The organism is bacterium, from assembly GCA_035307765.1.
GTDB lineage: Bacteria > Sysuimicrobiota > Sysuimicrobiia > Sysuimicrobiales > Segetimicrobiaceae > Segetimicrobium.
The window spans coordinates 279,192-298,766 of record DATGHU010000034.1 but is presented as its reverse complement, the minus strand read 5'-3'; the positions used below and the strand labels follow the sequence as shown (position 1 = coordinate 298,766).

The window sequence follows — 19,575 nt, the reverse complement described above, 5'->3', positions numbered from 1 at the left end:
GCCGCTCCTCGCCGCCGGCCGCGGCCGGATCCTAGAGTTGCACCGCCTTCACCCGGGAGATGCCGCCCGCTCCTTGAATCTCGCCCAGGACCGCCTGGGGAGCCGGCGCGTCGAGGGTGAGCACCATGAGCGCGGTGCCCCCGGCGTCCCTCCGTCCCACGTGCATGTTGGCGATGTTCACCGAGTGCCGGCCGAGGATCGTTCCGACCGCGCCGATCATCCCCGGACGGTCCTCGTTCCACACGAAGAGCATGTGGTCGGCCGGCACCAGATCGAGCCGCCATCGGTTCAGCCGGGTGATGCGCGCCTCCCGGTGTCCGAAGAGCGTCCCGCCGAGGCGCAGCGCCCCGTCGGAGGTCTGGGCGTCGACGACGATCTGGCTGGTGAAGTCATCGCAGAGGTCGGTCCGGGTTTCGCTGATCGCCAGCCCCCGTTCCTTGGCGATGACCACGGCGTTGACCAGGTTCACCGTCTGGTCGGAGGCGCGGTGCAGCAGGCCCGTGAGGTACGACGCGGTCAGCGGCGGCGTGTCCATCCGCGCCACCTCGCCCTCATAGGACATCGCGATCGCGCTGAGGGGCTTGGCCGCGACCTGTTGGGTGAGTTCCCCGAGCCGCCGCGCCAAGTGCATGAAGGGGTCGAGGCGGCGCCAGGTGTCCTCCCCCAGCGCCGGCGCGTTAACGGCTCCGTGTACCGGATCGCCGCGCAGGGCGGCGAGGACCTGGTCGGCGATGTCGACGGCGATGGTCCGCTGCGCCTCGAGTGTGGATCCGCCGAGGTGGGGGGTGACCACGACGCGCGGGTGGGCAAGCAGCGGATAACCGTCCGGCGGGGGCTCGTGCGCAAACACATCGAGCGCGGCGCCCCCCACCCGGCCTTCCTCCAGCGCGGCCAGCAGCGCCGCTTCGTCGATCAGGCCGCCGCGGGCGCAGTTGACGAGGAGCGCCCCCGGCTTCATCGCCGCCATTTCCGTTCGGCCGATCAGGGCCTTGGTATCCTGGGCCAGAGGGACGTGGAGCGTGAGGACGTCGGCTTGGTCCAGCACCTCTTCCCACGCGCTCAGCTCGACCCCCAGGCGGCGCGCGCGCTCCTCGGTGACGTAGGGGTCGTAGGCGAGCACCCGCATGCCGAAGGCTGCGGCCCGGCGCGCGACCTCGCCGCCGATCTTGCCGAGCCCGACCACGCCCAGGGTCTTCCCGAACAGTTCGGAGCCGATGAATTTCTCACGCGTCCACCGGCCCGCGACAAGGGCCGCCTGGGCCTGCGGGATCCGCCGGACCAGGGACAACAGCATGGCGAGCGTGTGCTCGGCCGCCGCGATCGTGCTGCTCTCCGGGGTGTTGAGGACGAGGATCCCCTGCCGCGTGGCCGCCGCGACGTCGATGTTGTCGACCCCGACCCCCGCGCGCGCGATCACCCGGAGGGAGGTCGCCTGCTTTACGGCCTCCGCGGACACCCGGGTCCGGCTTCGGACGATCAGCGCCTCCACGCCGGGGAGCTCTCCCGCGAGCTCGTCCTCGCTCAGGCCCGATCGGATCAAGAGGTCGCCGGACTCGCGCAGCCGGGCGAGACCCTCCTCGGCCAGTCCGTCGGCGACCAAGATGCGCATTGCGGGTCCGCCACCTAGCGCCGCGCGGCGGTCTCGAGCGTCTGGCGCGCCGCCGCCAGTCCTTTGTCGGTGGGGACGCGGTGCCCCAGATCGTTCAGGGTCCGTCCGAGCACGTCTAGGCCCGACAGCAGCATCTCGGGCAGGGTATACCCGAGGTGGCCGATCCGTACGATGGTGTGTTCGAGATTCCCGATGCCCCGGCCCAGCAGGACGCCGTACTCCTCGCGTGCCCGGGTGCCGACCGCCACGGCGTCGATGCCCTCCGGCATGCACGTCGGTGTGACCGTGTCCACGGCCCAGGCGTCATCGGCCAGGGTGCGGAGCCCCATCCCGCGGACGCCCGCCCGCACCATCCGGGCGATCCGGCGGTGCCGCTCGAAGACGTGCGCCAATCCTTCTTCGTGGATCAGGCGCAGCGCTTCGTGGACGGCGTAGGCCACCGTCACCGCGGTGGTGAAGGCCGTGCTCGGCAGGGCCCTGTGGACCTCCGTGCGCGCCCGGCGCAGGTCGAGGTAGAACCGCGGGGTCGGGGCGCGGTCCGCGGCCGCCCACGCCCGGTCGCTCACGCTGAGGAACGCCATGCCCGGCGGGCTCATCAGCGCCTTTTGGGAGCCGGTGACGACGACATCGACGTGCCACGCGTCCGTCTCCAGGGGGATCGCCCCCAGGCTGCTCACCGCGTCCACCATCAGGAGCGCCGGATGGTCCCCCAGCGCGTCGCGGATGGCTTTGATGTCGTTGTGCACCCCGGTGCTGGTTTCGCTCTGCGTGACGAGCACCGCGCGGTAGTCCCGGTTGGCGTCCGCCCGGATCTGTGCGGCGATCGCCTCCAGGGGGACGGGCCGGCCCCACTCCGCGCGCACCCGGTCGACGCGGGCGCCGAAGGTCTCGGCGATCTCCGCGAACCGTTCGCAGAAGTGCCCGTTGTTCACCGAGAGCACGCGGTCACCCGGCGCGATGAAGTTGACCGCCGCGGCCTCCAGCCCGCCGGTTCCCGAACACACGAGCGGGATGATGTCGTTGCGCGTTTGGAAGACGTCCTTCAGGCCGGCAAGCATCTCCGCCATGACCCGGCCAAAGGTGGGGCCCCGGTGGTTGGTCATCTGCTGCCCCATCGCCTGGAGCACCCGGGGGGGGAGCGGGGTCGGCCCGGGGATCAGCAGGTTGATGTCACTCATGGCTATCGCCTCCTGGATCGTTTTGTCTCTCGAAATAGCAACGCTCCCGCCACTAAGGAGGCGAGAGCGCTCGCGGTGCCACTCCTCATCCAGGCCAAATGACCACACAGCCTGGTACTCGAACGCGGTATCGGGCGGACCCGGCAGCCTTGCGGCGTTCGCCGTGCGGCTGCGGCTCGGGAGCGGACTCGGCCGGACCTCTCCGCCGGATTTCACCAGACCCGGCTCTCTACGGGAGCGACCCTGGCCGAGATGTCTCCGTCTTCACCTGACGAGCTGATGCACTGGTGGTGATGATAGCATCCGCTCCCGCAGGCGTCAACGGGCCGAGGGGGCTTTCTCGCGTTTCCCCGCCCGTCCCGGGACGATTGCGGGGGAAAAACGGGGTTTAGGCAGGGGTAGAGGGGGGGGGCAGCCTCCCGTAGGGGGCCTCGGCGGCGGCGGCCACCCCGGCGGGCGCCGACGGGCGGATCGTTTCCAAGAACGCCTGAGCCACATGGGGGAGTGCGTGATCGCGTCGGTGGATCAGGGAGAACGCCCGCTCCACGCGCAGCCCGTCGACCGCCACGATGCGCAGACGTCCGGCGGCGACTTCGAGCTCGACCGCGCACCGCGACAGGATCGAGACGCCGAGGTTCGCGGCGACGGCCTGCTTGACCACCTCCGCGCCCTCGAGCTCGAACACCGGCGTCACGTGCACTCCGGCACGGTGGAGCGCCTCGTCGACGGTCTCCCGGTTTCCGGAACCGCGCTCACGAAGAATGAACGGCTCGCCGGTGAGGTCGGCAACCCGCACGCTCGGGACCGAGGCGAACCGGTGCAGCGGGGAGGCGATGAGCACCAGGGTATCCGTGAGGAACACCGAGGACTCGATGTCGGGGAAGCTGACCTTACCGCCAACGACCCCGAGATCGAGGTGGTGTTGCAGGAGCATCTCCTGGATCCGGCGGGTGTCGGTGATGCGCAGCGAAATCTCGATGTTGGGATACAGTTCCTTGAACCGCCCCAGGAGGGTCGGGAGCAGGTAGGTGCCGGGGGTGGGGGTTGCCCCGAGCAGCAGGCGCCCGCGACGCAGTCCCTTCACCTCGTCCACCGCCACCCGGGTCTCGTCGATCAACGACAGGATCCGGGCGGCGTAGTCGTCGAGGACGCGGCCGGCCTCGGTCAGCCGCACCGACTTGCCTGTCTGCGCAAAAAGGTCCGTCCCAAACTGCCGCTCCAGCTCGCCCACTTGGATGCTGACCGACGGCTGGCTGATCAAGAGTTCGGCGGCGGCGCGCGAGAAGCTCCCGGACCGCGCAACGGTGTGGAAGATCTTCAACTGGTGCAGGTTGATCGCCATCGAACTTGTCACCATATTACTATAAATCCGTCCGGGCGACAGCCGCCGATGCGTCTGCCCCTCGCGGTAAGGCCCGACGATCTCCGCGGGGAGGCGGTCCGCCGCCCGCCGCTAAGGCCCGCGGCCCCCCTCGATCGGGCCGTTCTCCTCGCGACCGATAAGCTCGGAGTCGACCCCGCGGTCCCCACTCGGCGCGCTGCCCGGCGCGCCGGCGGGTCTCGCCACATACCCGATGGCCCGATAGATCTCCAGGTCGTGGCGGAGGGTCTGCGCGTACCGCCGCCCGCTCGGATCTCGGAAAGTGACGTGCGCGGCGATTTTTGTCGGCTCATTTCTCGCGAAATACGCGGCGCTGGTGTCGAGAAATGCGGTGATCGTCTTCTGGGGAGGGAGAAACTCGATATTCTGGAAGAGCGGCAGCGCGGAGATCTCGCGTCCGCCGCCCGCCCCGGTCAGCCGCTGGTCGAACCGGACCGACACCTGGAGGGCCGATCCGGCCCCGATGTTCTTGACGGCGATGAAGAAGAGCCCCTCCTCGAAGAGGAAGTCCACGATGACATCGGGGCGGCCCGAAGCGGCGCCCGGCTCCGCCCGCCGCCGCGGATTCCGAGAACTCGCCGTCGCCCTACGGGGCACGCTCGATGCCCTCGTGGGCGATCTCGAGGGTCTCGATGGCGGCCTGGGCGCCCTCCCCGGCTAGCGCCGGTCCCTCCCACCTCGCCGGCCATGCGCGGACGAAATTCCACCGCACCTTGGGGGTCCCGTCCTGGTCGAGCAAGATGATCGACCCGTTCTTGCGCTGGATGGTGCCCGCGACGACACCCCGAAACCATTGGTACAACTCGTCCGAGTCGGTGATTCCCCACCGGAGGACGATGTTGCTGTACCGGACGAGGCCGGGCAATTTTCGGACGGTGCGGGGCTCTCCTCCTTCGCGGTAGGTGATGACGTCGACGCTGGCCCCGAGCCCGGAGCACTCGGTGAAGCCTGCCTGGGTCATTCCCTCGATCTCTACAAGGAACCTGAAGTTCGCGTATGGATCCTGGGGCATGGCCCTGGCCTCCTGGGATGATCTCGCCGGCCCGCCGCGGGGCACGGATGGTAACCCCCCGGGCGGCTCTTCTTCGCGACTGGTCGAACATCTCGCCGATCGAAGCGGCGGGGCCCGGCCTCGGATTGCGCTCCGGCGACGCGCAGCCCGGCCATCCCCCCCCAGTTACATATAGCGCGCGGTTCTGGGGTGTGCAATCCGCGGTTCCGTGGGCGGCGGCGGAGAGTTCGTCGGATGCTCGGCCGGAGCGTGCGATTTCGGGGCGGGGAGCCCGCCGAGGGGCCCCGGTGCCGTGCGGGCTTCCTGTCCGGGACGAGGCGGTCGCGGGGCCGGGAGTGTACGTCGGCTTCCCTGGGGCCATCTCTGGAGCCTGCGTCGGGAACGGAATCGGGACGGCCGCGGATGCTACAATAGGGACTACGTCATGCAGGGGACGACGCATGGATGACCGTGACCGGATCCGGCTCACCTCGATGGTGGCCTGCGCCGGCTGAGCGTCAAAACTGAGTCCGACCGACCTGGCGCAGGTCCTGCGCCATCTTCCTCCGGTAACTGATCCTGCCGTCCTCGTGGCCACGAACACGGCGGACGACGCGGGGGTGTACCGCCTTGCCCCCGACCTGGCCCTCGTGCAGACCGTGGATTTCTTCACCCCCATCGTCGACGAGCCGTACTGGTTCGGGGCGATCGCCGCCGCGAACGCGCTCAGCGACATCTACGCGATGGGGGGGACGCCTCGCCTGGCGCTCAACATCGCCGGGTTTCCGCGGGCGAAGCTGCCGCTCGAGATTCTCGGGGAGATCCTGCGGGGAGGGGGGGAGAAGTGTGCCGAGGCCGGGGTGGCGATCATCGGCGGCCACACGATCGACGATCCCGAGCCGAAGTACGGGTTGGCGGTGACCGGGACCATCCACCCCGACCGGATCGTCACGAACGCCTCGGCCCGCCCCGGCGACCGGTTGGTGCTCACGAAGCCTTTGGGGATGGGGGTCATCACGACCGGGATCAAACAGCAGCGGACGTCGCGGGCGACGATCGACGAGGCGATTCGGATCATGGCCACGCTCAACCGGGCCGCGGCGCAGGCCATGATCGACGTGGGGGTTTCCGCCGCGACCGATGTCACGGGGTTCGGGCTGCTCGGTCACCTGCACGAGATGACGCGCGCCGCCGCGGTGCGGGCACGCGTCCGGCTCCGCGCCGTGCCCGTGCTCGAGGAGGCGTGGGCGTTGGCGCGGGCGCGGGTGATCCCCGCGGGCACCCTCCGGAACCGCGCGGGGCTGGGGGGAGCGGTGGCCTGGGAAGGGATCGACGAGGACGGCCAGATCCTCCTCTGCGACGCGCAGACGTCCGGCGGTCTCCTGATCGCCGTGCCCCCGGCGCGGCTCGACGCCCTCCTTCGGGCGCTCCGCGCGGGGGGAATCTCGGAGCCGGCGGTCGTCGGCGAGATCACCTCGCCGGGGGAGGGGGAGATCACGGTGGTGGTGGAATAGTGTCGAGGAGCGATCTCGAGCGAAGCTGACCGATGCCGAGGCCGGCGACACGCCGACACGGCCAAGGAGGACACTGATGACACCGGAGACCGGGCGCGTCGAAACCACCCGCCAGGCGGAGCTCCTCGAAAAGGCCGGACGGTATCTGGCCGGCGGGGGCCTGGGGCTGTTCGTTCTGCCGCCCGAAGTGAACCTCGTCATCGCCGAGGGTCACGGCAGCCACGTCACCGACGTGGATGGGCGGGACTTCATCGACTATCACCTGGGATCCGGGCCGGCCCTCCTCGGGCACGGGCACCCCGAGATCGCGGCCGCGGTGCAGCGCCAGGTGACCAAAGGATCGACCTACTACTTCCTCAACGAATCCGTCATCCGGCTGGCGGAACGGATGGTCGAGGCGATCCCCTGCGCCGACCACATTCACTTCACGGGCTCCGGCACGGAGGCGACGTTCTTTGCGATGCGGCTGGCCCGCGGCGCCACCGGCCGGTCGAAGGTGATGAAGTTTGAGGGTGGCTGGCACGGGATGAACGACTACGCGCTGTGGGGCACCGTCCCCAAGCGCCCCAGTGCCTACCCGGACGCCGAGCCGGACTCCATCGGGATCCCCGAGGCGCTGCGCGGGCAGGTGCTCGTGGCGCCCTTCAACAACGCGGCGAAGGCGGTGGAGATCATCGAGCAGCACGCCGCGGAGCTGGCCGCGGTGATCGTCGAGCCGCTGCAGCGCGTGCTGGTTCCGGTTCCCGGGTTTCTCGAGGCGGTGCGCGAGGCGACCGCGCGTCACGGGATCGTGCTGATCTTCGACGAGGTCGTCACCGGCTTCCGGATCGCCTGGGGAGGCGCCCAGGAGAGGTACGGTGTCGTGCCCGATCTGGCCACCTACGGGAAGGCGATGTCCGGCGGGTTTCCGATGGCGGCGATCGCCGGCCGCAGCGACGTGATGAAGCATCTGGATGCGCGCCGGACCGACCGCGCGCACCTGGTGTGGGCAAGCGGGACGCTGAACGGCAACCCGATCAGCGCGAGCGCCGGGGTCTGCGCCCTGGATGTGCTCAGCCGCCCCGGCTCGTACGAGCACTTCCACGCGATCGGGGGCCGGCTGCGGCGCGAGATCGAGGCCCTCGGGGCCCGGCACGGCGTGGTCGTGCAGACCCCGGGAGAGGATGCGGTGTTTGGGGTCCGGTTCACCGCGCGAAAGCCGCTGCGCAACTGGGAGGATCTGCTGACCTCCGACACGCAGCTGAACTTGAAGTGGTCGATCGAGTTGCTGAAGCGGGGGATCCTCGTCAACCCGAACGAGAAGTTCTACCTCTCGCTGGCCCACACCAACGCCGATGTGGACCGCACGCTCGAGGCGTGCGACCAGGCGTTCACGGCGATCAGTCGGTAGGCGTGGGCCCCGCGCGACGGGGCGGCTCGGTCATCCAGAGGCCGGGGCGGACGGGGCCCGACCGCGCGCCTCGCGGCCCGAGATAGGCGCGGGCGTAGGCGAACAGATGCTGCTGCGCGTACCCGCTGATCGGGCCGAATCGGGCCTGCGCGAACGCGCGGATCTGTCCGGCGGTCCGCGCCCGGCCGCGAAAGTACAATCGCTCCACCGCACGCTTGACCCACACGTCCACGGGAAACGCGGCCGTCTGCCCGAGCCCGAACAACAGGGTGCAATCGGCGACCTTGTCCCCTACCCCAGGAACCGAGAGGAGCGTTTCGCGAGCCTCGTCGACCGGCCGGCGGCGGAGCGCCCTCAGGTCGAGGCGGCCGTCGACGACCAGGCGCGCGGCGGCCCGGACGTAGGGCGCGCGGTACCCCAGCAGGCACGCGGCCAGCGTCCGCGCGGGGGCCGCCGCGAGCCGTTCGGGGGTCGGGAAGGCGTGCCGGCCCTTACCGATCGGCTCGCCGAGGGACCGGGCCAGCTGCTCGATCGACTGGCGGATTTTCGGGATGTTGTTGTTTGCGGAGATGATGAACGAGATCAGTACTTCCCATGGATCCTGCGCCAGGACGGCGATGCCGCGAGTGTGCGGGAGTACCCGCGAGAGCGCCGGGTCGCGCGCCAGCGCCGCCTCCACGTCGCTCAAGCGCCCGGGGCCGGCGAGGAGCCCCAGGTAGGTCCGCAGCCGCCGCCGCGCCGCGTCGGTGGGGGGTGAGATCAACCACAGTCCGCGTTCATCCTGGAGGATCCGAAGCACCCGGCCGCCGATCACGCCGACCACCGCCCCGCGACCGCTCGCGCCACGCTCCCACCGCCAGCGGAAGGCCTGGCCGGACTCCAGGGTGCGGGCGAGGTGGACCCCCTCGGCCTCGGGGAGGTGGATCGCCACGGCTACCCCCGCGCAGCCAGGCACTCCCGGTCACCACCCGGCGGGGCGGAGACGGGCATCGGTTAGATCTCGCGCAGGTCGATCGCGTCGACGATGAACTGCGACCAGGTTTCCAGCCGGTCGTACGCCGCCCGGATCTCGTGCAGCCCGGCAAACGCCCCCGCCAGCTTGGTCGTCTCTCGCACGCGCACGTCCGGGGTGGGCAGATCCGCGAGGTAGACGAGCCCGAAATGCACCCGGCCCACCGGTTCGACGTCGTCGTTGATGACTCCGACCGGCCGCGCCCGCCACCCCGGCGGTACCTCGACCTCCTCGGCGAGCTCGCGCCGCATCCCCGCCTCCACGGGGTCGACGGCGTCCCCGACGTCCTCCGGATTGATGTGGCCGCCCAAGCCGACGGAGAGCTTCTCCCGGAGGCGGGCTTCCGATCCTCCGCGGGTCCGCCGGACGAGGAAGATGGTCTCGCGGTGGCGGAGGACGACGTAAGGGATGATCTGCTTCAGGCTGGCATCTTCCTCCACCCGCGCCCGCGGTGCGAAGTGGGCGTGCGCGGCGATCGCCGCTAGATATCGGGGGATCGCGTCGGTCGAGAAGCCGTGAAAGCCGCCCGCGGGAAACAGGCGGGCGCGCGGAACTACCAGCACGTCTTCGGGCATCCGTCTCCTTTTTCGCGCCTGGTTACGCGCCGGCGGGCCGCGACGCGCGGTCACCGAAGACGAGGCCCTGTTCGGCCGATTCGTCTCCATCCGCCCGCTCGGCGCCGGGGACGATCCGGTGATCCCACTGGTACTTCTTGATGGGAGACTGGGGGCGGAACTTCCCTCCTCGATTGTAGAAGGACCCGAAAGGGGGGTCAAGGCTGCGCGCCGGTGCATCGCGCGCACGGTCACGCGGTGCGGAATTCGTAGTCCACGATGCTGTCGGCGTCGTCGTTCAGCGCGCGGACCTTTCCCATGAGCAGCCCACCCTGGGGCGCCAGGATGTGGGGAAGCATCAGCGGGATGTCCGGGAACACGGGAAGGGTGGAGATCTCGTCGAGGGGGACCCAGCGGAGCGCGCCCTCGTCCGTCGTCACGGGATCCGCCGGCCCGGCCGGCCGATCGGCGACGAATACGAACAAGACCCACTGGCCGCCGGTCTCCTGTACGACGACGGTGATGATGCCTCGGAGGGCGGCCTCGGGGAGCTGCAATCCGGTTTCCTCATGGACTTCCCGGAGGCAGGATTCATACGGATCCTCATGCGGTTCGATCTTCCCGCCGGGGGCATTGTAGAGGCCGTCGTTGGGGGGTTTGTTTCGGCGGAGGAGGAGCACGCGATCCCCGTCGCGGATGAAGCACAGAGTCCTGAGGTAGATGGGGTGCGCGGCGATCCTCCTGTTCCGGCCCCGCGGGCGCCGGGCGCCCCCCCGCGCCGCCGGCGGCTAGCGGGCCTGCAGTCGGGTCAGATGCGCCTTTGCCCACCCGGAGTATACCGTATCGTAGTAGGACCCGTGGAGCGACAAGGCGGTCTGGAAATTTCGCATCGCGTCCGCGGTGCGCCCTTCCCGCTCATAGACCCGCCCGAGCGTGATGTAGTACAGCGCGTAGTTCCGGTCGAGCTGGATCGCGCTCTGCAGCTCCCGGATCGCCTCTTGGTCGTGGTGGAGCAGCGCCAGCGCGGCGCCGTATCGCCAGTGGAGGTCCGCGCTCATCGGGTCTTGATCGATGAGGTCTTTGATCTTGGAAAGCTGTATCGGGGAGGCGGGGGCCCATTGAAACGCGGTGTCGCCCCGAGGTTGTCCGTTGAACGCCACGTCGAGACGCCAGGTGCCGAAGCGGTCCTCGAGGTCGGTGCCCAGGATATACATCGGCAGGGCGACGTCGAACTCCTTGGGATTGCCTCGATGGGAGGGGATCTTCGCGTTGATCGTGTACGCCGGCCCGGTCGGATCCGCGAGGCGTAACGTCACCTCCGCCTCCGGGGGGAGCGGTTTCACTTTGACGATCGCGTAGGGGAGATCCGTGTCCACGAAGCTTGTGGTCGGATCGACCGGCGTGACCAGGCCGGATCCGAAGATGGAACTGGTATCCTTGATCCCGCGGGCCAGTGTGACCGTCACCGCTTGGGCGTCGGGGGCGCTTTGGGCCGGCGGCGTCTGCTGGGCGGGCGCGGGCAGCGCGAGCCCCTGGAGGATCAGGGCGACGCCGGCACCCAGGGCCAGCGCATGCACGGTTCGACTCGACCAATTCATGAGATCCCTCATCTGCCCGTCGCGATCATGCGGGCGATCAGTGCACGAACAGGTGCCCGGTGGCCACGAGGATCAGTACGCCCAACAGCAGAAGAACCACGACGTTCACCTCCGCGGGCGATGCCAGGGGATACCCGTTCGCTGACTACTATTGTACCCACGATGCACCCGCCCCAAACGCCGGCGCCCTCCCCCGGCGGGAAGCTCGCACGGAGGAGTCGAATCTTGCACCGGCCGAGCCCGGTTCGGGGGAAAGGGTCGGCGAGGAGGGATCCGATGCCGGCCAAGCAGATCATCACCTCGATCAAGCAGTTGCGGGGAAAAGAAGTCGCGAAGGGGGTGACGATTAAGCCCCTGGCGGGAGAGCATGTGATGTTGAACTACGTGGAGTTCACCCCGGAGGGAGAGGTCCCACTCCACTCCCACCACCACGAGCAACTCGGTCTGATCATCGAGGGCGAACTGGAGATGCAGATCGGCGCGGAGCGGCGGACGCTCCGGCCCGGAGACACCTACGTGATCCCGGGAGGCATCCAGCACAGCGGCCGGGCGGGCCGCGGCGGCGCGTTGGTCGTGGATGTCTTCTATCCGCTTCGAGAGGACTACCTCAAGCTCTTCGCTTAGTCGGGGTCCCCGCGCACCGCCTGTCGGTCGCTAGCCGGCGGCCGCCTCCCGCTCGATCGCCTCACGGAGCAGCCGCCCCAGCCACATCGCGAGATCCGCCCGGGTCATCCGCCGATCTTCGCCCGGGAGCGGCGGGACCGTGGCGCCGGGAATGGACAGGGTGATCATCGTCGCCGCCGCGGACCAGCGGAGCGGGAGGGTGGTATCCTCCGGGCCGGCCCGCAGGACGTCCGCATCCGGGTTCGCGCCTCCAACGCGCTGCGATCGGAGGGTGACCGCGGCGGCGGCCACGCGTCGTTTTCCCGCGGCGAGCGTCATGGTGCTTCGGGGGGAGAAGGCGAGCGTGTCGGGTTCCCCTTCCCACGCGCCGGCGACGGCCAGCAGCTGTGTCGCCGCAAACGCCGGGTGGGCGAGCGGGACATCCTCGTACCAGTAGAGGGGAATGCTCTGATCGAGCAGCGTCAGCTGCAGCCGGCGCACCAGGGTGTCGTCAGCGTACACTTCCTGGGGCGAGGCGGCGGCCCGCTGGCAGAAGACCGCGAGCACCGCGGCTGCCTCGCCGACCGCCCACTCCACGGGGTGCAGCCGGTACGCCCCGTTCGAGAGATGCGTCGTGCCGATGTTCTTGCCGGCGGGGATGAGGTTGAGGGTCCGCTCCGGCACCATCGCGCCGAGGGGAATCTGGAAGGGTTTGGTCGGGATGCCGATCGTCTCCCGCCCGCATCCGTGCAGGTCGATCGGGTACCAGCCGATCCCCACCGTATTCGCGAACCTCGCCGCCCGCGCCCTGGGATTCGTCGCCTCGGCGATGTCCTGTTCGCGGATGGTCTGCTTGGCCCGCAGCCGGCGCCCCTCGCGGATGTACGGGGCCTGCGAGAGTCCGTCGGCGCTTCCCATCACATCGGGTCGGGGGAGGAGTTCCGGATACCCGGCGCCGCCGTCGTCCCGGGGCGCCTCGGTCTGCAGCCAATAGAGGAACCCCAAGCTCAGCAGCCGCGCGCGCTCGCGCAGCCGGGTCTGTTCGTCCGGCAGGCGGTCGACCAGCGTCCCGCCCCGGAAGTCGTTGCTCGGCCAGTTGATCACGGCGACGTCGTGGACGATCCGGGCATCGTCGAAGTTCCTCGCGTCGAGGATGCGGCGATAGGTGAAGAACGGACCGTGGGTCCCGGGGGCGGTCTCGAACATCTTGTAGGCGGGGGTCCCCGGAATCCAGGGCGTCGAGGAGAGCGAATAGGGTTGCGCGGCGCGCTGCACCTCGTACCCGGGCGGCTTGGGGATCGTGTGGTCCTCCCCCGGGCGGTACTCCACCGCAAACGGAAACGTGTAATCCTGGGTGCAGGCGGGATCCCGCTGCTCGGGGGCCGACCGCTCTCCGGTCTCGGCGTGGGACTCCGCTCCCACCGCGTAGGCGGTCGCGGTGAGCACGAAGAGATCACCGAGGTCGGTCGCATCGAGCACGTACGCCGCGCGGAAGCGGATCAGTGTGCCGCTGTCGGTTTGCCGGGTGAGCACCGACGCCACGCGTCCTCCGAAGACCTCCGCGGCGATCGCTCGGGTGTGGGTGAAGACTTGCAGGGTCCCGGAGTCGTGGGGGCCGGCGAGCATCTCGTCGATCACCGCTGCGCCCACCCTGGGCTCGAACGACAGGCGGCTCACCCAGGCGTTCCCGGGATTCAGCTCCGTAGCGCGGCGGCCCTCTTCGGACAGTTCATAGTGGGAGCGGTAGAAGGCTCGGATGCGGGCGCGGAGTTCATAGTAACTCGCGGTTCCCCCGAAGCTCTCGATGTAGCGGTGTTCGTCAAGATGGGCAACGCCTTGGGTGCTGATCTGTCCGCCGAGCCATCCCGTCTCTTCGATCAGGCAGACCCGCCGTCCGAGGCGGGCCGCCCGAAGCGCGGCGGCGACCCCCCCCAGGCCGCCGCCGGCGATGAACACGTCACACGGAACCTCGATGACCCGCGCGTCGCTTGATCCGGGCGCCATCAGCGCTGGGGAGGATGGCGGCGTCGGGCAGTCAACTGATGTTCAGGGAGATGGATTTCACCTCCATGTACTCCTCGATGCCCTGACGCCCGCCCTCGCGACCCAGGCCGCTTTCCTTGAAGCCGCCAAACGGAATCTCGTGCGTGTACCCCGTGGCGTCGTTCACGCAGATCAACCCGTACTCCAGCGCCTCGCTGACCCGGATGATCCGGCGCATGTCGCGCGCCGCCACGTACGCGGCTAGGCCAAACGCCGTGTTGTTCGATCGGGCGATGACCTCGTCATCGGTGTCGAAGACGAGCACCGGCGCCACCGGGCCAAACGTCTCGTCGTGCGCCACCGGCATCTCCTCCGTCACGTCCGTCAGCACGGTCGGGGCGAAGAAGAACCCCTGGCGATAGGCCCCTTCGGTCAACCGGTGCCCTCCGGTGAGCGGGCGGGCCCCTCTCTTCACGGCGTCGTTGACGAGGCCTTCCACCTTTTCGAGTGTCTCCGCGTTGATCATCGGGCCGACCATCACCCCGGGTTCAAAGCCCGAGCCGACCTTGATCGCCCGAACCGCCTCTGTGAACTTCGCCAGGAATGCCTCGGCGACGGGGCGCTGCACGTAGACCCGATTCGCGCAGATGCACGATTGGCCGCCGACGCGGAAGTACTTGATCGCGACCGCGTTGGCCACCGCCCTGTCGATGTCCGCGTCGTCGAAGACGATATACGGGGCATTGCCGCCCAACTCGAACGCGACGCGCTTGAGCTGGTTCGCCGCCTGGGCCATCAACATCTTGCCGATCTCGGTCGAGCCGGTGAAGGCGATTTTGCGGACGCGGTGATCGTTCATGAAGACCTCCGCGATCGGCGCGGCGCGCTTCCCGACCACGACGTTGAACACCCCGTGGGGCAGACCCACCTCCTCGAAGGCCCGGGCGATTTCGATCGCCGTGAGCGGAGTTTCCTTGGGCGGTTTCAGCACCACCGTACACCCGGCGGCGAGCGCGGGAGCGATTTTGCGGAGCACCATCGTGGCGGGAAAGTTCCAGGGCGTGATCGCGGCGACGACCCCGATGGGCTGATGGGTGACCCAGAGCCGCTTGTGCGGCACGGGCGGAGGGACGATCTCGCCGTAGACGCGCCGGGCTTCCTCAGCAAACCAGGGGAGGTATTGGATGCCGAACGTCACCTCGCCCTTCGCCTCGGCGACCGGCTTGCCGTTTTCTTCGGTGATCAGGCGCGCCAGCGCATCGATCCGCGAGGTCAGGATGTCCCGAGCTTTCAAGAGGATGGCGCCGCGCTGGAGCGCGGTCAGCGCGGCCCACTTCGGGAACGCCTGGGCGGCGGCGTCGACGGCCGCCCGCGCCTGTTCGGGGCCGCCGTCGGGAACGGCGGCGATCGGTTCAGACGTCGCCGGGTTGAGCACTTCGAATTTGCCGCCGACGTGACCGTTGACCCAGTGCCCGTCGATGAATAGCGGAACCTCCCGCACTGCCATGGTCTGGCCCTCCTCGTGTCCCACTGCGCCGGTTTTTCGCGTCGACCGCGTCCTGTTTTCAGAGCGGGAGGGATCACTTCCTGCCGCCGGGGGGGAGCGCCGGAGTTTGGGCGGGAGCCGGGTCCGGCACAATCCCGACCGAGAAGCCGCGGGCTGATCCGCAAAGGGCGTTCCCCCGGCGAATGCGACGGATCCAGGGGCTGGGGGGAGAAAGGTGGTGCGGCCGGGGACTCCCGGCCGCACCGGACACGATCCGGACCGCGGCTCAGTGCACGTTCACCTCAATGCTGGCCGGATCGGACTGCACACCGTTGACGACCTCAATGGCCGAGACGACGTACGGAAATGTCACAAACGGAAGCGACGTCAGGTTCATCGGCACGCGCCACCTCCCGGCGAGGTCCGCGGTCGTCTGCGCCTGCGCCGCCTGCCCAAGCAGCTTCGGCTGGGCCTTGACCACGACGAGCGCGCCGGGTTGAGCCATCCCTCTTACGGAGAAGGTGTTGCCCACCTGGGCGCCCGGCACCGGGGTTTCGATCTGTGGAGCGATCACGCTCTGAGGTGGATTCTGCGTGGTGTTGACCACCCGGACGGCATACGCTTGATTGGTGCCCGCAACGACCAGGAAGCGGGCGCTCCGTCCCGACTGCAGCGCTCCCCAATCGGCGGGCTGGCCGTTCAGGGTGATCTCGGAGTTGTCCATCACCACGAAGGTCCGGCCGTTGGCCAGCGTGACGGTACGCTCCTGTGAGTTTACCCCGACGATCCTGCCCCCCGCCACCACGCGGTAGTCCGCCGTGATCTTCATGGCCTGACCTTGATCGTTGACGATCACCGTGACCTGGTCGCCATTCCGAAGGGCGCCCAGCGGGGCGGAGCCACCGGTATGGGTCTCCGCGTTGTAGCGAAAGATGGAGGTGTCGGGCAGGACCGCGATCGTGGAATCCTGCCCGCCGCTGCGGACGACGATCCGTGGATTCCCTCCCGTGGACACCGCCATCAGTCGTCCGCTGATCGTCTGGTTTTGGGCCGGTGGGGGCGGGGGCACGGCACTCGGCTCGCCTTGGGGCGGCAGGGGAGGGCTGGCGCCGGCCGAACCGATCAAGATCGTCTGGCTGGCGTCCACCCACTGCACGCTCGCGCCGAGGGATTCGCTGATGAACCGCAGCGGCACCATCGCCCGGCCACCGATCGTGAACGCGGGGACGTCGAGCAGCGCGGGCGTATTATTGACTCGAGCCTGGCGCGAACCGATCGTCAGTTCGACCGTCTGCCCGCCCCGGATGGCCACGATGTGCTGGGTGGCGGCATCGTAGTCCACCGTTGCCCCCAGGCGCTCGAAGATGCCGCGCAGCGGGACGAAGACTCGGTTCTGGCTGACCATCGGCGGGACATCGAAGCCGATCGATTGCCCGTCGATATACACGCGAATGGGACCTTGTTGCGCCGACGCCGGGCGGACTGATGTGGAGACCGCCGCACAGGCGAGCAGCAGCGCGACGAGAGCCAAGCGTTTCATACACACGCCTCCTTTTTCGCCGACCCCCCCAGGAACGGCTGAAATGCCCTTCCCGCGTACGTCGTTACCCTCCCCGGCCCGCCGTCAAACATCGCCCCCGGTGAGGCGGGGGGTGGGACTCGCGACATCGCGGCGCGAGAATGGGGAAAAATGATAGACGAGGAGCCCATGCGGACACGTGGAGAGGGTGTGTCCTTCGGAGGGACGATGATGAGTGTGCGGAGCGCAGACGATACGTTCGTTTCGCGTCGGTCTGTGCGATCCTGCTCGCGCTGCTCGTGGAGGTTGTCGCGGTACCTGGGTTTGCCGCCCCCGGTGCGCTGCGGGGACCCACGTGGATCGTGAGCGCGACCGCGCCGTCGCCCCTGGTGGCGTTGATCGCGGGGATCCTGATCCTCATCGTGCCCCACCTCTCGAACTCCATCGTGGCGCTCTACCTCATCGCGGTCGGCCTGATCGGCTTCTTCGGGCACTGACCCCGTCGTTCCAGGGAGATCCTCCCCGGGCGGAGAATCCGGTTGCCATTCGCCTGGGAAGGAGCCCCTCGATGAACTGCCACGGCATCGCCGGCGCCGCGAAGGGCCCGGCCGTCGACCGGTGTGACCGGCACCGGATCTCCCCGGACATGCGCGGCGCGGCGAGGTGAAGCCGGCCCCGGCCTCCGGGCCGGGTGGGTCGCTGTGGTTGCAAGGGCAGGCGCAAACCGCGCTGCGCCGACGGGGCGGCCCTCTGCTCTTGGTGCGGGGCGAGGGGTGCCGGGTTTGGGATGACCGCGGCCGGGCCTACCTCGACGCCCGGTCCGGGCTGTGGGCGGTGACGGTCGGCTACGGGCGCGCGGACGTGGCGGACGCCGTGCACGAGCAGCTCCGCCGGCTTTCGTTTGCCCCGCTCACCGACGCCGCATCACCGCTGGCGCTGGACCTGGCGGCGCGGCTGGCGGACGTTCTCCCCGGCGATCTCTCGGCGGTGGCGCTGGTCCCGACCGGGTCCGAAGCCGTCGACACGGCGCTGAAGTTCGCGCGCCTGTATCATTCCGCGGCTGGCGAGCGCCGCCGGCGAATCGTGATCAGCCGCGAGTACTCGGCGCACGGCAGTACCTATGCCGGGGCATCCCTCAGCGATCCCGACCGCGGGTTGCTCCGTGGGATCGGCGCGCGCCTGGCTGGCATCCGGTTTACCCCGGCGCCGTATCGGTACCGGTGCCGGTTCTGTGCGGACGGCCCGGCCTGCACCCTGGCGTGTGCCGGGGCCGTGGAAGAGGCGATCGCCGCCGCGGGCCCGGATCGGGTGGCCGCGGTCTTCGCGGAGCCGGTTCCCGGCCCGGGCGGCGTCCTGGTGCCCCCCGACGACTATTGGCCGCGCCTGCGGGCGATCTGCGATCGGTACGGGGTGCTGCTCGTCGCCGACGAGGTGATCACCGGGTTCGGGCGCACCGGCCGGTGGTTCGCCTGCGACCACTGGGGGGTGGTTCCGGACCTGATGATCCTCGGCAAGGGGATGACCGGCGGCTATCAGACGCTCGCCGCCGTGGCGATGCGCTCCCACGTCGCGGCTCGGCTTGAGGCGAGGATGATCCCGCATGGGTTCACCTACTCCGGACACCCCGCCGCGTGCGCGGCCGCTCTGGCCTGCCTCCGGATCGTTGCGGCGGAGGATCTTGCCGCTCGCGCCGCCGTCGAGGGCGCACGGCTGCGCGAGGGACTGCGGCAGGCGCTCGCGACCTGCCCGGCCGTCGGGGAGGTGCGCGGGGTGGGTCTGATGGTCGCGATCGAGCTGGTGGAGGACCGCGCGACGCGCGCGCCCCGCCGCCTCCGCTCCCGCGATCTCGACCGGCTGGAGCGGGACCTGCGCCACCGCGGCGTGCTGGCGTTTGTCGACAACCCTGTGATCCTTGCCCCGCCGCTCGTGGTCACGCCGCGCGAGACCGCGCAGCTCATCGAGGCCGCCGCGGCGGCCGTCGCCGCGCTGGGGGGGCGGACCTCTGCGGCGGGGGGGGCGGGCGGCCGCTCGTGATCTACGCCGCGCTGGTGATTCTCGCGGCGGCGGCTGGGGCCGCCGCCACCGGGTTTGGCTTCAACCTGTTCAGCGCGCCGCTGCTTGCCGCGGTGTACCCTCCCCGGACGATCGTCGCACTGACCCTGGCGCTCGGGACCGTCACGAGTGGGGTCCTGCTCGCGCGTCCCGAGATCCGCCTCGGGGCCGACTGGAAGCTGGTGGGCCGGATGTCTCTCTCCAGCCTGGCCGGGATGCCGCTGGGGCTTTTCCTCTTGCTCCATGCCCACCCCGTAGCGATCAAGGTGGCCATCGCCGGGCTCACCGCCGCGTTTGCCGCCTCCAGGCTGACCGGCGTTCGTCCCCGCGTTCGTCCGGCTCCCTGGCAGGCGGTTGCGGCGGGGGTGGTGAGCGGGATTCTTTCCACGGGGACCAGCCTGAACGGACCGCCCGTGGCGTTACTGCTGCTCTGGTGGGGGCAGTCCAAGGATCTCTTCCGCGCGAACATCGTCGCGTTCGTCTTTCTGACGACGCTGGCCAGCGTGGGACTGCTGGTGCTGTCGGGCGCCATGCCCCCGCCGACGATCCGGCTGGCGCTCGCCCTCGTCCCGTGCGCTCTCCTGGGATATGCGGGCGGCATCGCCGTCGCCGCCCGGTTGTCGGAGCGCGGGTTCGAGCGGACGGTCCTCGGATTCCTGCTGGTCGTCGGGATTCTCGGCGCCGTGCAGGCACTCGCGTAGGGAG

18 protein-coding genes are annotated in these 19,575 nt (G+C 69.6%); 6 read left to right on the top strand and 12 right to left on the bottom strand.

The features are described from left to right. Positions 1–31 precede the first annotated feature (31 nt). The 5 genes from serA to VKV57_12290 form a co-directional block, all read right to left on the bottom strand. A complete protein-coding gene (gene serA / locus VKV57_12310; GenBank protein HLW60692.1) occupies positions 32–1,609 on the bottom strand; it encodes a phosphoglycerate dehydrogenase in 1,578 nt (525 codons plus the stop codon). 14 nt (positions 1,610–1,623) lie between these two features. Then, complete coding sequence (locus tag VKV57_12305) at positions 1,624–2,787, bottom strand: alanine--glyoxylate aminotransferase family protein (GenBank protein HLW60691.1); 1,164 nt, start codon at positions 2,785–2,787, stop codon at positions 1,624–1,626. Positions 2,788–3,175: 388 nt separating this feature from the next. Next, entirely contained in the window at positions 3,176–4,129 is a 954-nt protein-coding gene (locus tag VKV57_12300) for a selenium metabolism-associated LysR family transcriptional regulator (protein ID HLW60690.1), read from the bottom strand. A 111-nt stretch (positions 4,130–4,240) separates the two neighbouring features. Beyond that, the gene (locus tag VKV57_12295; GenBank protein ID HLW60689.1) at positions 4,241–4,765 is read right to left on the bottom strand and encodes a hypothetical protein; all 525 of its coding nucleotides are present in this window, start codon (positions 4,763–4,765) and stop codon (positions 4,241–4,243) included. Beyond that, positions 4,755–5,180, bottom strand: coding sequence for a phage tail protein (locus VKV57_12290; GenBank protein ID HLW60688.1), 426 nt, complete (start codon positions 5,178–5,180; stop codon positions 4,755–4,757). Before VKV57_12290 ends, VKV57_12295 begins: the two co-directional genes overlap by 11 nt. A gap of 440 nt (positions 5,181–5,620) precedes the next feature. Here VKV57_12290 and selD point away from each other — a divergent pair, with 440 nt between their 5' ends. Next, on the top strand, positions 5,621–6,673 hold the full coding sequence (gene selD, locus VKV57_12285; protein HLW60687.1) for a selenide, water dikinase SelD: 1,053 nt from the start codon (positions 5,621–5,623) through the stop codon (positions 6,671–6,673). Between the two features lie 76 nt (positions 6,674–6,749). Beyond that, positions 6,750–8,063, top strand: a complete 1,314-nt coding sequence (locus tag VKV57_12280) for an aminotransferase class III-fold pyridoxal phosphate-dependent enzyme (GenBank protein HLW60686.1) — start codon at positions 6,750–6,752, stop codon at positions 8,061–8,063. Here the strand turns inward: VKV57_12280 and VKV57_12275 are convergent. The 4 genes from VKV57_12275 to VKV57_12260 all read right to left on the bottom strand — a co-directional run bounded on the left by VKV57_12275 (position 8,053) and on the right by VKV57_12260 (position 11,227). Beyond that, positions 8,053–9,018 carry a DNA glycosylase gene (locus VKV57_12275; protein ID HLW60685.1) on the bottom strand — a complete coding sequence of 322 codons (966 nt, stop codon included), beginning with the start codon at positions 9,016–9,018 and terminating at the stop codon, positions 8,053–8,055. The two genes, VKV57_12280 and VKV57_12275, sit on opposite strands and share 11 nt — an antisense overlap. A gap of 38 nt (positions 9,019–9,056) precedes the next feature. Beyond that, positions 9,057–9,650, bottom strand: coding sequence for a hypothetical protein (locus VKV57_12270; protein HLW60684.1), 594 nt, complete (start codon positions 9,648–9,650; stop codon positions 9,057–9,059). A gap of 230 nt (positions 9,651–9,880) precedes the next feature. Then, positions 9,881–10,327, bottom strand: coding sequence for an 8-oxo-dGTP diphosphatase (locus VKV57_12265; GenBank protein ID HLW60683.1), 447 nt, complete (start codon positions 10,325–10,327; stop codon positions 9,881–9,883). A gap of 90 nt (positions 10,328–10,417) precedes the next feature. Beyond that, positions 10,418–11,227, bottom strand: coding sequence for a hypothetical protein (locus tag VKV57_12260; protein ID HLW60682.1), 810 nt, complete (start codon positions 11,225–11,227; stop codon positions 10,418–10,420). A 276-nt stretch (positions 11,228–11,503) separates the two neighbouring features. Here VKV57_12260 and VKV57_12255 point away from each other — a divergent pair, with 276 nt between their 5' ends. Continuing rightward, the gene (locus VKV57_12255; GenBank protein HLW60681.1) at positions 11,504–11,851 is read left to right on the top strand and encodes a cupin domain-containing protein; all 348 of its coding nucleotides are present in this window, start codon (positions 11,504–11,506) and stop codon (positions 11,849–11,851) included. Between the two features lie 30 nt (positions 11,852–11,881). Here the strand turns inward: VKV57_12255 and VKV57_12250 are convergent, their stop codons facing one another. The 3 genes from VKV57_12250 to VKV57_12240 form a co-directional block, all read right to left on the bottom strand. Then, the gene (locus VKV57_12250) at positions 11,882–13,834 is read right to left on the bottom strand and encodes an FAD-dependent oxidoreductase (GenBank protein ID HLW60680.1); all 1,953 of its coding nucleotides are present in this window, start codon (positions 13,832–13,834) and stop codon (positions 11,882–11,884) included. A gap of 31 nt (positions 13,835–13,865) precedes the next feature. Continuing rightward, the gene (locus tag VKV57_12245; GenBank protein HLW60679.1) at positions 13,866–15,320 is read right to left on the bottom strand and encodes an NAD-dependent succinate-semialdehyde dehydrogenase; all 1,455 of its coding nucleotides are present in this window, start codon (positions 15,318–15,320) and stop codon (positions 13,866–13,868) included. A 265-nt stretch (positions 15,321–15,585) separates the two neighbouring features. After that, entirely contained in the window at positions 15,586–16,839 is a 1,254-nt protein-coding gene (locus tag VKV57_12240; GenBank protein ID HLW60678.1) for a copper amine oxidase N-terminal domain-containing protein, read from the bottom strand. A gap of 338 nt (positions 16,840–17,177) precedes the next feature. Here VKV57_12240 and VKV57_12235 point away from each other — a divergent pair, with 338 nt between their 5' ends. From VKV57_12235 to VKV57_12225, 3 genes are all read left to right on the top strand, one after another. Next, on the top strand, positions 17,178–17,315 hold the full coding sequence (locus VKV57_12235; GenBank protein ID HLW60677.1) for a DUF3096 domain-containing protein: 138 nt from the start codon (positions 17,178–17,180) through the stop codon (positions 17,313–17,315). 166 nt (positions 17,316–17,481) lie between these two features. Then, positions 17,482–18,852, top strand: coding sequence for an aminotransferase class III-fold pyridoxal phosphate-dependent enzyme (locus VKV57_12230; protein ID HLW60676.1), 1,371 nt, complete (start codon positions 17,482–17,484; stop codon positions 18,850–18,852). Further along, positions 18,849–19,571: a sulfite exporter TauE/SafE family protein gene (locus VKV57_12225; protein ID HLW60675.1), complete on the top strand. Its 723-nt coding sequence runs from the start codon at positions 18,849–18,851 to the stop codon at positions 19,569–19,571. Before VKV57_12230 ends, VKV57_12225 begins: the two co-directional genes overlap by 4 nt. The last annotated feature ends 4 nt before the right edge of the window (positions 19,572–19,575 follow it).